12 protein-coding genes and 1 pseudogene are annotated in these 14118 nt (G+C 40.8%); 10 read left to right on the top strand and 3 right to left on the bottom strand.

The genetic code is table 11. The annotated features are described in order from the left end of the window. Positions 1–72: 72 nt before the first annotated feature. The gene (locus tag ICL16_RS24210) at positions 73–330 is read right to left on the bottom strand and encodes a hypothetical protein (RefSeq protein WP_190833009.1); all 258 of its coding nucleotides are present in this window, start codon (positions 328–330) and stop codon (positions 73–75) included. 738 nt (positions 331–1068) lie between these two features. Between ICL16_RS24210 and ICL16_RS24205 the strand changes: the two genes are divergently transcribed. Both ICL16_RS24205 and ICL16_RS24200 read left to right on the top strand, forming a co-directional pair. Then, positions 1069–1956, top strand: coding sequence for a sulfurtransferase (locus ICL16_RS24205; RefSeq protein ID WP_190833007.1), 888 nt, complete (start codon positions 1069–1071; stop codon positions 1954–1956). A 223-nt stretch (positions 1957–2179) separates the two neighbouring features. Further along, the gene (locus ICL16_RS24200) at positions 2180–2386 is read left to right on the top strand and encodes a hypothetical protein (RefSeq protein ID WP_190833211.1); all 207 of its coding nucleotides are present in this window, start codon (positions 2180–2182) and stop codon (positions 2384–2386) included. Here the strand turns inward: ICL16_RS24200 and ICL16_RS24195 are convergent. After that, positions 2331–3280: pseudogene (locus ICL16_RS24195) on the bottom strand (IS110 family RNA-guided transposase). The gene ICL16_RS24200 and the pseudogene ICL16_RS24195 sit on opposite strands and share 56 nt — an antisense overlap. A 1005-nt stretch (positions 3281–4285) precedes the next feature. On the opposite strand from ICL16_RS24195, the gene ICL16_RS24190 reads away from it, so the two are divergent. From ICL16_RS24190 to ICL16_RS24160, 7 genes are all read left to right on the top strand, one after another. Continuing rightward, entirely contained in the window at positions 4286–4867 is a 582-nt protein-coding gene (locus ICL16_RS24190) for a CHAT domain-containing protein (RefSeq protein ID WP_190833005.1), read from the top strand. 9 nt (positions 4868–4876) lie between these two features. Further along, the gene (locus ICL16_RS24185; RefSeq protein ID WP_190833003.1) at positions 4877–5899 is read left to right on the top strand and encodes a hypothetical protein; all 1023 of its coding nucleotides are present in this window, start codon (positions 4877–4879) and stop codon (positions 5897–5899) included. Next, positions 5884–6837 (top strand): AAA family ATPase, encoded by a 954-nt coding sequence (locus ICL16_RS24180; RefSeq protein WP_190833000.1) that lies wholly within the window; start codon positions 5884–5886, stop codon positions 6835–6837. The genes ICL16_RS24185 and ICL16_RS24180 overlap by 16 nt, the downstream gene beginning before the upstream one ends. Beyond that, complete coding sequence (locus tag ICL16_RS45915; RefSeq protein ID WP_337907112.1) at positions 6830–8539, top strand: VWA domain-containing protein; 1710 nt, start codon at positions 6830–6832, stop codon at positions 8537–8539. The genes ICL16_RS24180 and ICL16_RS45915 overlap by 8 nt, the downstream gene beginning before the upstream one ends. A 1-nt stretch (position 8540) precedes the next feature. Then, the gene (locus ICL16_RS24170) at positions 8541–10184 is read left to right on the top strand and encodes a formylglycine-generating enzyme family protein (RefSeq protein WP_190832998.1); all 1644 of its coding nucleotides are present in this window, start codon (positions 8541–8543) and stop codon (positions 10182–10184) included. 419 nt (positions 10185–10603) lie between these two features. Next, positions 10604–11044, top strand: a complete 441-nt coding sequence (locus ICL16_RS24165) for a hypothetical protein (RefSeq protein WP_190832996.1) — start codon at positions 10604–10606, stop codon at positions 11042–11044. 43 nt (positions 11045–11087) lie between these two features. Beyond that, on the top strand, positions 11088–12014 hold the full coding sequence (locus ICL16_RS24160; protein WP_190832993.1) for a TIR domain-containing protein: 927 nt from the start codon (positions 11088–11090) through the stop codon (positions 12012–12014). Positions 12015–12136: 122 nt separating this feature from the next. Here ICL16_RS24160 and ICL16_RS24155 read toward each other — a convergent pair whose 3' ends face one another. Beyond that, positions 12137–13285, bottom strand: a complete 1149-nt coding sequence (locus ICL16_RS24155) for an XRE family transcriptional regulator (RefSeq protein WP_190832991.1) — start codon at positions 13283–13285, stop codon at positions 12137–12139. A gap of 529 nt (positions 13286–13814) precedes the next feature. Between ICL16_RS24155 and ICL16_RS24150 the strand changes: the two genes are divergently transcribed. Beyond that, on the top strand, positions 13815–14045 hold the full coding sequence (locus ICL16_RS24150) for a hypothetical protein (RefSeq protein WP_190832989.1): 231 nt from the start codon (positions 13815–13817) through the stop codon (positions 14043–14045). The last annotated feature ends 73 nt before the right edge of the window (positions 14046–14118 follow it).

The raw sequence follows: 14118 nt of genomic DNA, 5'->3' as shown, positions 1-14118 counted from the left end.
ATAGCCATTAACTAAAAGTTATCTAGTGGCAATCCAACGAGAAAACAAGTGTTTTAGCATATAAATACTTTTTTAATACTCATTACACCAATTTTGAGTAGGAATAGTTACTGGTAGTTTGTAAACTGTGATTTCTTTTTTATTACTGCGGTGATAAACTTGCCAGAGCTTAATCATGTTGTTACCCTCATAGCATTGGGCTTGTTGTGCTTTTTCAATTGCTTGGTTTCTATCAGTGAAAAAGTCTTCAGTGTCTAATTCATCCCAATCTTTAACTTTAAATGTCGCAGTGAAGTAAGTTGAATCTTTCAATAGTTGAATGATGTACATTACTTTGTCCTTTGTTAAAAACATCAAAGTCGGGGTTATTACCTTGTGAGGACATCCGCCGAACTTCCACATCTTATCTAGGTGTAAGTGGAATCAACTTATGCACGCTTTACCCACATACTAGGGGATGTGTACCGCTATCACCCTTCTAAAGTACTCCGACAGAACAACGAGAGCAAATTATTTTCCTGTTAACTCTTGTCTCCTGAACGCTAGACGTCTCGCCTGTCAAAGACGCTGCGCGAACAAGTCGGGAAACCATGAGCGGCAGTCACGCCCGACAGTGGGAAACCCGGATGAAGCGCTGTCTCACCCTGGCGCTGGCTCCTCCTGTCTCCTGTCTTCAAGAATGAATTTAATTTTGTCCGACTACTTACCAATGAGCGCTCTACCTCAAAAGCGCTTCTTTTTCTGGAATTGGCTAAACTGAAATTTAAGAAGTCGGAGATATTATAATGCTCGTTTTTAATACGTAATTTCTAAGATTTTAAGTATGAAAACTCAGGATAAAAGAGATAATTTTCTGTTTAATAAGACTTAACTATCCACCGAAAAAAATAACTCTACTTCAACTGTAACTGCAACTTAAAATATGCTGAGAAGTAGGTATGTATAAATAAAAATTGGTTGAAATGGGTAATAACTAATAGCTAATTACCCAATAATGAACGCATATGTTTTAGATATGAGGCGGTAGACAAAGATTATTTAAAACTTAAGCCCAACAGAAGTACACAAATGGAAGTAAAACCACTGATTACCCCACAAGAACTGGCTATTATTCTAGAACAGAAATCGCTTATTGTCATTGATACTCGCGATCCCAAAGAATATTCAGTGTCCCACATTCCCGGAGCGGTCAACATTCGTGAAATTTTCACCATCCTTGCTTCCTCAGAGCCATTCGGTTTAGCTAGCTTACAGTCGCAGTTTGCAGAGCTTTTAGGTAAAGCTGGTATATCTGGTACGGAACAGTTGGTTATTTATGAAGATGCAATGAACAAGGGCTATGGGCAATCCTGTCGGGGTTACTTTTTACTAAAGTATTTGGGTTGCTCCAAAGTTTCGGTTCTCGATGGCGGTTATCAAGCATGGCTTCAGGCAATGCCGACTACGGCAGAAATTCCTACGCCTCGTCAAAAGTCTTTTTCCATGAACATCAACTCCTCAATCATGGTGACTGCACAGCAGATGCTGCAAGCATTGGACAACCCAGCGATCGTCAAGCTGGATGTGAGAGATTACGATGAATGGATGGGAATCAGTTCTTCTCCTTATGGAATAGACTTTTGTCCGCGCAAAGGTAGGATTCCCGGTGCGGTATGGATTGAGTGGTATCGTATGATGATGCCTAATTCGGAAATTCCCATATTTCGCCCAGAAGAAGAAATCCTAGAAATTTGTCAGTCCGTGGGCATTACGCCAGAGTCAACGGTATACGTTTACTGCTTCAAGGGGTCTAGAGCTTCTCATACCCTGATAGCCCTCAAACAAGCGGGTATCAAAGATGTCAGGAATTACTTTAGCTCTTGGAACGAGTGGTCACGCGATCCATCGCTACCGATTGAAATTGGCGAACCTAGTACCACTGCACGGAATTCAAAATTCAAAATTCAAAAAGCTTGAGTTGCAGGCTTAACAATTCCGATTTCAAAGCAGCGTCTTAATCTGAGAGTAGCGATCGTATTTGTATTAATATCTTAGTTAATTACTACATTAGGTATGTAGTTGCGCTTTAGCGCTAAAGGCTTGCTACGTACCTAAATCTAATGACTACTTATAGGTGTAGCCATATTTTTTGAAATTTAGAGTTGGCTCAGCACCATGTAGCGATTGTCTTGAAAGTCAAGTGATCGCAAACAAAAAAAGTAAAGCTGTTGAGGCAAAGGAGAAAAGATCAAAAACAAAAAAGAGCAGGACAAAAAGAGCAAGCAATGCCAGTGCAAAACAAGCCAGAGAAAATAGAGTAGGTATAAAAACGAGTAAAGCTGGAGCCGCAACTAGGTTGCAAGTTGAGGAACACGCCAAGGTTGGTTATCCCGAACCATTGCATTGAGAATGACCAACATTTTCCGAACGCAAGCAGTCCTCGCTGTGCTTTTTCGGCTTACCACGTTCGACCTGACGGTCATAAAAAGCTTTGATCGTTGGGTTATGGCGCATAGCCACAATTGCGCCCATGTAGAGAGTGGCTCGAACATGGGCACGACCACCAGAAATCATGCGCTTGCCTTTGTGCTGACCACTATCATGATTGATTGGTGCAACTCCAACTCAGCGGGAAATTTGCTTAGCGCTCAGTTGTCCTAATTCGGGTAAATCCGCAACTAACGTTGCAGAAATGACTTGACCGATACCAGGAGTTGTTTTGAGCAAATCGACTTTATTCAGCCATTGCTGGTTGTTTTGAGTCAATTGCTCAATTTGCTGATTGAGCTGTTCGAGTCGTTCCCCCAGATAACTAATATGAGCTTCAATGTCTGCTAAAGCCTCGCCACGCGCACGCCCACGACGATTCTTTTCCGCAGTCAACATCTCGACGAGCTGTCTTCTACGGCTGATGAGTTCGCTCTCGTTGACGTGCGGACTCTGACTCAATTTCCAGCACTCGCGGTTTCATTGCTTCACCGAAATGTGCCAAGATTTGTGCGTCAATGGCATCAGTTTTTGCCAGCTTACCTGTTGCCTTGGCAAAATCACGCCCAAGGCGTGGATTGATTAGTGCTACTGGTAAAAGCGCTGCTTGTAACTGTATAACTACTTCTGTTTCTAATCCTCCTGTGGCTTCAAGTACAACTAAATTCAGATTGTATGATTTGAGTTGCTCTACTAAAGTGGCAATTTCCAATTCAGTATTAGCAACTTTCAATGCTTTACCCATTGGACGGATGTATACATCTAAAGTCGCTTTACTGACATCGATGCCCACCCAAGTCGCGGGTATTGATATTTTCCACTTTGACCTCAAAAGACTTCGTGTATCTTGCTTGTTTGTTAATCTCCTTGATTTCACTCATCCTTGCCCGATACGGACTGTATACTCTATACCGAGGTAAATTAATTATTTACTTTTGGTATAGGGCTGTGCCCCTGGCGATTGTTCGAGTTCTGTCTAGGAGATATTTTGTGGTGACCCGTGCTACAAAGCGGTTTTTCAAACCAAGGTTGGGAAGGTCTACCACTATTCTTAAGATACAAGGTTGGGTTGTTCTGCTAAGAGAGCATTTGCTTTTACCAATTTAGGGTTCTCTACAATTGGTTTATTTGCTACCTGGGTATCAGTTTTTTCCGGCTCACCAACAATTTGAGCTTTTACTAGTTTGAGGACATTACCTTCACGACAAGTTGGGCAATCTGTAGACCCATCCTATGACCGTACTTCAATTTTGCTTTTGAGGGGTTGGCTGGCTTTAGTACGTCTTATGTTAAGAATTCTAATAAGTAAGCTTTTTTTTCAAAATTTTAACAGATGGGTGCTATGGTTCCTAAACCGTAAGGGGCATTCGCTCTTCTGATGCATCAACTTGCATCTGTGGAGCGAGGAATCGGGGGGAAGACAGTTCCAGCGCTCGCTAGTTGTTCTATGATGGCTGTTAAGGTACGAGTGTCCTTGGGAATTGCAGGCATCGTATTTTGTGGAAACAAACCCGGCTATTTGCAGTTGGCGGTAGGGTTCATTGCGAACTGTAAGGCTTTAAAAATGATTCGGCTCCTAGGTGAGTTGGTTTACCTGCCCCATTACAATTAAAGATAACTATTGATACGTCAATTGGTGCTGTTTATTTTTAAAGGAATCTGCTGTTTTATTTAAAATTTTGATGACAATGTAGGTTAGCAGATTGTAGGGGAAGCTGAACGCCATGAACCGAGATATTTGTATTTTATAGTGTGGTGGACTGATTTTAAGTATAAAATAACGAAACCAAGCTTTTAACTGTATTGAACTAAGTTCCTTATGAGTTTCTCCAGGGAGCATCCGCAAACTATCCTATTTCTAGCTGCCAATCCTAAAGACACCACGCGCCTACTGCTCGATCAAGAGTTGCGGGACATTGGGGAAGGACTGCAACGTGCTCAAAAGCGCGACCAATTTCAGCTAGAGCAACGGTTAGCGGTCCGTCCTCGTGATATTCAACGAGCTATGCTGGATATAGATCCACAGATTATCCATTTTTCAGGACATGGAACGGGGGAGCAAGGGCTAGTCTTTGAAGATGAAATTGGCAACGCGAAGCTTGTGAATGGAGAAGCATTAGCAGGGCTGTTTGAACTGTTTGCTGACCAAATTCGCTGTGTTGTGCTCAACGGCTGTTATTCAGAAGTGCAAGCGAAGGCAATCGCCAATTTCATTGACTATGTGATTGGCATGAACCAGGCAATTGGAGATCGAGCTGCGATCGAGTTTGCCGTAGGGTTTTATGATGCAATCGGGGCAGGTCGTCCGATTGAGTTCGCCTATAAACTAGGGTGTGCGGCAATTAGGATGGCAGGCATTGCAGAACACTTAACCCCAGTGCTGATCAAGAAATCCACATAAGGAGAACATATGCCTTCGCTTAAGCGTTTAGAGTCAAAACATGAAGACCTAGAAGACGAATATGAGGAAGTTCGTAAAAAGTTGAAATGGTTTAAGAAAGAACGAACTACCAAAACTGACTCGGAAGCAAAATATGAGCTAGATCAACGAATTGAGGAGTACCAAGCAAGAAAACAAGAAATAGAAGAAGAACTTGAAGAGTTAGAAGAACAAATTAACCAATCTAAACAAGTGGGTAACTCTAACTTAGAATGCCAGACATTGGATTTATTATATAAATCATTATTGAAGTTAGGATACTGGGAACAGCATAATCTTTTTGAAGAGATTACTGCAAAATACTCTCATGGTATATTTTTGATTCAAGGCTATTCTAAGGACTACGGTCAAAGATGGTTGCTCAATCGACTGGCTTCAATTATTCCCTACATCTTAGAAGGGAAAAAAATTATTATTGACTTAAACAGAACTTCATCAAGGACAGATATATTAGCAATTTGGGATGAATTTGCAGGTCGAGTTGGTTTACCTGAAAAGAGTTTGCCTTCTGACATTGCAGAGAAAATTTGTGAACTATGCAAATCACAGAACGTTTTGATTGTGTTTAACAATGTCGATGAAACGATTAAAGAAAATCTGTGTGATTTGCTTAACGATTTTTGGCAATCACTTACTCAAAAAATGTTAGAAGACAAGAGTTATCAAAACAGTTATAAACTTCTCATTTTCTTCTTAGATTATCAATCTGTGGTATCTCAATGGAATGTTGGTTTCGTTAAGAATTATAATTCAGATTGGCAACCCAATTATCCTCTTGAATTACCTACAATCAACTCATTTTCAAATCAAGATTTAAGAGATTGGTTAAATTATCAAAGTGATTTCTTACCTCCAGCTATCTCTACAAATAAGGCAGAAACCGTTAGAGTGCTTTTAGATAAACAGGGTATTCCAGTACCAACGTTACGAAAGATTTGCGATATTTGTGGTTGTAATTGGTTTGAGCAGGAGAGCAAATGGTTACGCCTCTAGATTCCAAGCAGCTTATATATACAGGCATCAAACAACCGAAACCAGGAGAAAGCTACAAAGGTAAGCTCATCTACCCTTACTTGCCAAGTCAAAAACTAGTGGATGTTGTGAATCTAGCGATCTACTTAGGTCGTCCATTATTACTGAAAGGAGAACCCGGATGCGGCAAAACTCAATTAGCTTTTGCAGTTGCCTATGAGTTAGGGCTAGATTTTGAAGCTTGGTATGTAAAATCCACGAGTCGTGCCAAAGATGGATTGTATATTTATGATACGATTGGACGACTGCGCGATGCCCAATTAGCGGCATCTGGTTCTTTAACCATAGAAGAAAAGAAACGCTTTGATGACCCAACATCTTATATCCGTTTGGGACCTTTAGGTCGAGCTTTTACAAATCCAAAGCGTACAGTGGTTTTAATCGATGAGATTGACAAAGCGGACATGGATTTTCCAAATGATTTATTGCTGGAACTCGATGAGCAACTAATCAAGATTGAGGAGGTGCGAGAAAACGGGAGGGAGAAGGAAATTAAGGCGATTAATCCACCTATCGTTTTCATCACAAGTAACGATGAGAAAGATCTACCTGATGCCTTTTTGCGTCGGTGTTTATTTTTCTACGTTCATTTTCCCAGCTACGAAGAAATTGTTAAAATTGTAAAAAATCGTTTCCCTGATATTGCAGAGGAACTGGTAGACAAAGCTGTTTCTCGTTTCATGAAATTACGGGAAACTCTGGAGGGCGAATCAGGTAAATTCAGTAAGAATGTAAGTACCAGTGAGTTGCTCGATTGGGTTAAGGCAATGCAAAGAGATTCATTAAAAGACGTATTAAACAAGTTGTCCGGAGAATCCCACTTGCCCTACTTAGAGGTATTACTTAAAAGTTGGGACGCCCACAAGAATTATTTGAGGTTAAGTAGCGATCGTGAGTGACCCTGCACTGTTAGAATTATTCACATGTTTAAGGGAGGCAGGTCTTCCGCTGGGCTTGGAAGAGTATCATCTGCTTCTTCAGGCTGTTCACGCAGGGTTCGGTACTCGCGATCGCGACGCACTAGCTCAACTATGTCGTACCCTTTGGGTCAAATCCCAGCGAGAAGAGCAAATTTTTCAGGATTATTTTGATCAGATTATTCCAAATAAACTAGAACAAATTTATTTTCAAAACGAAACGGAGGACACTAGTTTAAGAACGAATCAAAAGGTACAACCAATTTCTAGGAAACGGGAATTCCGAATCCCACGTTTCCTGCTACTAGGATTGGCGCTCTGTATTGTTACCTTTGGCAGCCTATTTATCATAAAAAAATTCATTCCTCCGCCAAAAAAGGAAAGTAATTTAGCGTTCGGCAGCTTTCCTTTTTTTTATTCTGTCTTCACCGTCAATACAAGCGAAAAAGTAGCACGTATCAAAATTACCCGCACTGGTGATAAGCATGGGGTAATTAGTGCAAAATTAAATGTTGGGAAGAAATGTTTACCAAACGATTCCAATGAAGCTTCCCAAGATAGTGATACTTCTCCAATCAGGGATACCACCCAAAATATTGAATTTAAGGATGGCGAAGGTGAAATAACAATCCCGATCAAGCTTCTCAACAACGATAAAGCTGATTTTTTTCGGAAGTCTATTAACTTGTGCTTGACTGCTCCTCAAGGTGGAGTTAATCTTGATGAGCGAAGTAAAGCAACTTTAATCATCCAAAATAACGAATATTTGAGGAAAATACTTTATCAAGATATTTTGGAGTTGCTATTAACTATTTTTACCTGTATTGTTCTGCTACTTGTTGCTTGGAGGATGTGGAAAATTCGACAGACAGCCTCACCCAGAGATGAGGAGATCATTCCTGAGACTAACATTAACTTATCCAAAACGGTGCTTTCTCCTGAAGTCATTCGGACAATGGCTGATGAGATCGAAGTTGCTAAAGCAATTAGGCTATTGGACAACCAAAGCGAATTCCCCCTCATCGTTAACGATTTGCCTGTTACTCATCGACAAATAAAGCAAGGATGGCGTTATCTGCGTCGGTTTAGTCGTGAAGGTACACCTATTGAGCTAGATCTGGAAGCCACTATTCAAAAGGTTGCTCAGCAGGGGATTCTACTCAATCCTGTGTTGGTTCCACGACGTACCAACCGAATAGAACTCTTGCTTCTAATTGATCAAGATGGTTCAATGGTTCCATTTCATCACCTTTCCCAAGAGTTGGCAGATACCGCATCTCGAGGGGGGCGCTTCAGCCGAGTTCGGGTCTACTACTTTCACAACTGTCCGGATGAATATCTGTATCGCGATCGCTATCATTTAAATGCAGTTTCAATCGATGATTGTTTATCGAATTTGCCGCCATCAAAGACAGTTTGCTTGATTTTCAGCGATGCCGGGGCAGCCCGTGGTGGATTTAGTTCTAGGCGACGGCGGTTGACAAAATTCTTTTTAAAGGAGTTAGGGCAGTATGTACGCTATACTGCTTGGCTAAATCCAGTTCCTCGCCAACGATGGGAAAATACAACCGCCCATGACATTGCTGCTTTAGTTCCCATGTTTGAGGTGAATCGTCAGGAATTTTACAAAGCGATCAATGTCCTACGCGGACGGCATCAACCGTTGGGGGATTCATTGCGCTAATATGAATAATTATAGTGCTTTACTGCCGGAAAATCGCTCTCACGAAATCGAGCAGACGATCGCATCATTCCAGAGACAATTTACTGAAGCCCATGTGTATCTGGTCTACCATGCTGCTTTGCCAATCGCCCTCACGCCACATTTGACCTACTGTATATGGGCAACTTTTCAGATGGACATCAAAAACCAGGACTTGAAGGTGCCGTGGATCGCAGTGGCAGATTTGCTACTCTCTCCGCTCTGCAAAGAGGTAGGATATGAGCTATATGAGATGGATGCCGATTTACGCAATTACCTACTAGACCAAATGATTCATCATCCTAGCTTCGGTCAGAAGCGTGTTGAGGAATTAGCCCATTTTTTGCTGTCCTACGTACAGCGAGAGTTGAATCACTCTAAACCATCGACACAAACTCTAGCTCAGGCTCAACGTTGGACGGCACTTGCTTATGTTTATCCTGAAGCTGTCGCCCATGATTTAGCTACCAAGCTTACCGAATTAAAGCTCAGTGAAAAAACTGAATGGCTCCGGATGACATCGTTAACGGAAACGATAGCAACTCCTTTGCGTAAGGCTCATTTTGAATCCCTTTTAACTTATCTTCAGGGGATGCGCGAACTGGCTCGTGGCAATCATATTCAAGCAGAATCAACCCTAAAATCCTTGCCAGCTCATCATAATCGAATAGTTGTAGCAGGAGTCACCTTACCCATTCCTGAGTTTCAAGACGCTAATTGGAATATCAGCCCAATTGTATCCAAAGCCCCTTCTCTAAAGTCATTTAGATTTGAGACAGTTAAACTGATTTGTCAACCCCGCTTTATGCGCTTGGGATTGCGGTGGGTAATTGATCGAAGCGAACAACAAGCAACGCTGTTTTATGAGAGGTTAGAGGGACAGGTTACGCTAGAAATAGTGCGTATACCAGAGGGCAACTACTGGATGGGAACTGCAAATAAGGAGGGAGACTATCGCGAACGCCCTCAACACCCGGTTTCCATTTCGTCCTTCTTTATGAGCCGTTTTCCTGTGACGCAAGCCCAATGGCGGGCAATTGCCAAGACTACCAAAGTCCGGATTGAACTGAATCCCGATCCCTCTTCTTTTAAAGGTGATAATTTACCTGTAGAACACATTACCTGGTTTGAGGCGATCGAGTTTTGCGAGCGCTTGCAGTTGCAGACCGGGAAGCCCTATCGTTTACCCAGCGAAGCAGAGTGGGAATATGCTTGTCGAGCAGGGACAGAAACCCCATTTTACTTTGGCGATACTATTTCTCCTCAACTTGCCAGTTATGATGGAAGCAAACGATATCGTTCTGGTCCAAAAGGGCAAGCAAGCAAACAAACCAGTGAAGTAGGTTCCCATAGCGCAGCTAATGCTTTCGGGCTAGATGAGATGCATGGCAACGTGTGGGAATGGTGTGCTGACCATTGGTATGACGACTACACAAATGCACCAGAAAACGGAAGTGTCCGAATTACCAACAACCGAGTTTCACCTAGAGTTATACGGGGTGGTTCCTGGATAAATGAACCTAGTATATGTCGTTCTGCCTATCGTAACGGTATTCCTCCTGGTAACAAAGTGCTTACGATTGGCTTTCGGGTAGCAGTATCATTACACGAAGCATATCTCAAATGATTTTGTAAAGATTAAGCATCTTTTATTACCGTTTATAAACTAAAACTTTGTAAATTTTTATTCAGAAGTACCCTAATGGGTACTGTTAACATTAAGCAAAACTTTTATACTATTGCTAAGGCTATATTGACGATGAGAGAATATGCTCTATGAGTATCCTTTATGATCTTCAGAATAAAAAACTTGGATTGTTTGAATTAATAGCAATGGGTTTCGATTTATATCTAAATAATTTCCGAATTTTTGTTAGCCTTCTATGCACGTACTTGCCTTTCGTAATCATTATAAATATTATTGCGCCATACGCCCTTTTCAATCTTAGTTTATTAATTTTATATTATTCCATATTTCTGTTTTTTCTTATACTTGTGCTTCCATTCTACACTACTGCTCTTGCTATTCTTACAGAAAGGTTCGTCATGGCGGAGAAACCTCAACTTAAAATTGTATTTAAGCGAATTTTGCATCGTATTTTACCTTTAATCGGTTTGAATATAAGATGTGGTATCATTTATTTTTTACGATGTTTGTTGCTAATTGTTCCAGGTATTATTTATATTGTAAACAATGGTTATTATGCTAATGCTCTTATTCTCCGAGATCAAAGAGGTAAAGCAGCGTTTCAATATAGCAGATCCCTAGTTAAAGGAAATTGGTGGAGGGTGTTTTTCTTGAACTTATTAAGTTTTATAACTGTTGTCGGCTTACAGGCAATTATGAATAAAATTCTAAGTAGTGTTATTGCAAACTCTCCAATATTAATTAGTGTTCTTTCCATTACACTAGCGAACTTAGTTAGTCTTGGAGTAGTAATTAGTGGAGTTTTGCTCTTTCTTAACTTAGATTTTCAAAAACGTTAATAGAAGAAGTAAATCTTTTTAAGCTGAAACTTATGATATAAATATGGTTGACTCATCTGCTCTGACTATTTTATTTTTAGCAGCAAATCCATTAGAAACTTCTCAATCGCGTTTAGAGCAGGAAGCGCGAGATATTAGTGAAGGGTTACTAAGAGCACAACATCGCGATCACTTCAAATTTGAACAACGATGGGCGGTACGTCCTAGAGATATTCGACTCGCCCTTCTAGAATGCAATTCTCAAATCGTCCATTTCGCCGGACAACGCAAACAGAATGGGGTATTAGAAAGCCAGAGAAAGATGGCTCCGGAGTCTAGTACCTTTGCAGAAGCAAAATTTAAGCAGGAAGAAGAAGGATTAGCATTTCAAGATGAGACTGGGCAAGTTCGTCTTATTCCTACCAATGCCCTTGCAGATTTGTTTAAGTTATTTTCGGATCAAGTGAAGTGTGTTTTGTTGAATGGTTGTTACACAGAGGAACAAGCGAAGGTCATTGCACAACACATTTCTTATGTGATTGGGATGAAGCAATCTATTACCGATGAAGCAGCTCTAGAATTTGCTCTGGGATTTTATGATGCGTTAGGAGCTGGTCGATCAATGGAGTTTGCTTATAATCTGGGTTGTACAGCAATTCAAATAGCGGGCTTGCCTGAGCATTTGACTCCTGTTCTCTATAAAAAGTCAGAATCAAATTCTATTTCTACGCAAAATGGTTCTTCTGCGTTAGGTACTAATTTACTTGATGGTGCAACTCAAACACTGCCCTCCAAGCGACGTGTCCAAGAAAAACGTGAAGACTTAGAAGAAGAGTATGAGGAGATTCGTAAGAAGTTGAAATGGTTGAAGAAAGAATGGACTATTAAAACTGATTCGGAAGCTAAATACGAGCTTTCACAGCGAATTGAGCAGTATGAAGTTCAATTGCAAAATATTGCAGATTTGCTTGAGCAATTGGAGAAACAATAAGAGGTCATAGCGGGAGAAATTGCCATTTGAGCAAAAGTATACGCACTCAGTGCTGTTGTAGCCACCCCCATTCATTCAGCCAACAAAAATCAATGAGTGCGGTTGCGTCAAGAATTGTTCCATTAAGCGACTGCATAAACCTCATTTTCAAGACGACGCACCCGCAGATGTTCAACGGTTAGATTAAGAAGTTCCGCAGCCTTCATTTCGGAAATTTTGCCCAATTTTAAGGCATTCCAAATCAAAAACTCATACCGTTCATTTTCTGGAAATTCAAGGGCTTCAAGGGCTGGTGGTAATTCCATTACCTCGTGAATAGATACACCTCCTGAACGCTTTTTATAAATTGCACAAATTTTAGCTTTCTCTTTTTCGTAATCAATAATTCCCATTGATGCTAAACGGTTCAAGATGACTTGGTAACTTACTCGAAAATGCCGCTTGAGTTTAACAATATCCTGAACGTAAGCATACATCCGCTCAAATTCAGTTTGGGGAACAAGTAGATGAGATGCGAAGTAATCAGCAACGTTATTAAGTGCTTTTTCTTCTTCTTTGGTTCCTTCCTCAATTAGAGGAGCCACTGCGTTGCTCTGGTTTCCAGAGTTGAAGCAAGTGGCGTTGTCTTGGTACTCAACTCGGTGGAAGATCAGGTGTCCAATCTCCTGTGCCAGTGTAAACAATTGACGTTCAATTGTGATGTTATAGGTGTTTACCAAGACGAAAGCACCCTCAGTATCACTATAGGCACTTAGACCAAAGAAACCTTGAATAGGAATAGATGAGCGTAAAACTTTTAAGCCGATTTCTTCCACAGCTTGAAACAGGTTAGCAATGGGAGCCTCTCCCAATCCCAAACGGTGGCGAAACTGAGCGGCAATTGCTTGAATGCGTTTTTCATTGCCTTCTACTTGATAACAAGGTGTACTTTCTGGCGTGTAGGGAGGATCGCCAACGGCTTGTTCTAGAGCGTTGTAAGTTTGTAGCATTCGTAGCACTTGGGCTGCAAACTGGGCATTTTTACCCAATGTCCCATGAGCGCGGAACCGAAAGTTAGGTAATCCAACGCTTGGTGAGCTGAGTAAGTCATCAAGTGTAACGCCCAAAACACGAGCCAGATCAGAGAGAATCTTGCTGTCTGGTAAGGTTTTGGCGTTCTCGTAGTTGTTTATGCTCTGGCGAGTTACCCCAGTAGTTGCAGCAAGTTGCTCTTGAGACAAGCCCAGACTTTTACGGTAGCGGATTAGGTTCGCAGCGATGATCTCTTTCATGACTGATTATTTCCTGCTGTCTTCAGCGGCGATCGCACAGCGTCCCAAAGGGAAGGAGCATCGCTCTTAGTTTGGAGGGAGATGTAAAAGAATTTGTCAAAGTTTTGATATTCTTTTCTCTAATTATACTAGAAAATGTCAAAGCTCTTTTACATCCTAACAAGGCAGGAGTGTATTAATATCTAGCAATCCTGAAAACAGGCTTTTTTTTAATGCTAGTTGCTCATTCCGATACCTCACCAATCCACCCTGGCACAAATTTCCGACTTTTTTTACCTGTTCCATGCTATTTACTATTAAAAAACCTGATGACCATAAAGTCTGAAGACCCGTAGAATGATAAGATTAACAACTTATATGAATGAAAAATATCAGTAAACTAGCTAAATTGAATGGACGATAACACAAAAAAAGAAGAATTCAGCTATGCTTATGTAAAATTACTTACTTCTGTAAGCGGTCTTATTGTAACTGATGCAAGTAGAGCGCTAGATAATGCAGGCGTAGACATAACTATTAGGTAAAGACAATGCGTAATTTGATGTACTCTAATGACAAGTACATATCTCCAAATCAACTAGTTACATATTTGGAAAAATCTGGATGGAATAAAATAAAAGAAGCAGAGGGTATATCTGCCTGGATATATAGTAGAGCAGATAAAAAAATTGGAATTTTTGTACCTTTAATGGACGATTTTGTGGATTATAGAGAAAGAATTTTAGAAGTTTTAGATACTCTGGAAGAAGTTGAAAGGTAACTTTTCACTTCCCCCTAAAAACAAGAGTCAAGAAACAGCAGGAATAGAAGGTGGAGAAAAGCCCTTACGACGT

The sequence above is a fragment of the Iningainema tapete BLCC-T55 genome, from assembly GCF_014698965.1.
GTDB classification, from domain to species: Bacteria; Cyanobacteriota; Cyanobacteriia; order Cyanobacteriales; family Nostocaceae; genus Iningainema; species Iningainema tapete.
Note: the sequence above shows the minus strand (reverse complement) of the source record. Positions and strands in the feature narration are given on the sequence as shown.

What these genes read in the sequence shown, in the direction of transcription:
- ICL16_RS24210 (WP_190833009.1), bottom strand. Translation starts at nt 330, where the DNA reads ATGTACATCATTCAACTATTGAAAGATTCAACTTACTTCACTGCGACA.
- ICL16_RS24205 (WP_190833007.1), top strand. Translation starts at nt 1,069, where the DNA reads ATGGAAGTAAAACCACTGATTACCCCACAAGAACTGGCTATTATTCTA.
- ICL16_RS24190 (WP_190833005.1), top strand. Translation starts at nt 4,286, where the DNA reads ATGAGTTTCTCCAGGGAGCATCCGCAAACTATCCTATTTCTAGCTGCC.
- ICL16_RS24185 (WP_190833003.1), top strand. Translation starts at nt 4,877, where the DNA reads ATGCCTTCGCTTAAGCGTTTAGAGTCAAAACATGAAGACCTAGAAGAC.
- ICL16_RS24180 (WP_190833000.1), top strand. Translation starts at nt 5,884, where the DNA reads ATGGTTACGCCTCTAGATTCCAAGCAGCTTATATATACAGGCATCAAA.
- ICL16_RS24170 (WP_190832998.1), top strand. Translation starts at nt 8,541, where the DNA reads ATGAATAATTATAGTGCTTTACTGCCGGAAAATCGCTCTCACGAAATC.
- ICL16_RS24165 (WP_190832996.1), top strand. Translation starts at nt 10,604, where the DNA reads ATGGCGGAGAAACCTCAACTTAAAATTGTATTTAAGCGAATTTTGCAT.
- ICL16_RS24160 (WP_190832993.1), top strand. Translation starts at nt 11,088, where the DNA reads ATGGTTGACTCATCTGCTCTGACTATTTTATTTTTAGCAGCAAATCCA.
- ICL16_RS24155 (WP_190832991.1), bottom strand. Translation starts at nt 13,285, where the DNA reads ATGAAAGAGATCATCGCTGCGAACCTAATCCGCTACCGTAAAAGTCTG.
- ICL16_RS24150 (WP_190832989.1), top strand. Translation starts at nt 13,815, where the DNA reads ATGCGTAATTTGATGTACTCTAATGACAAGTACATATCTCCAAATCAA.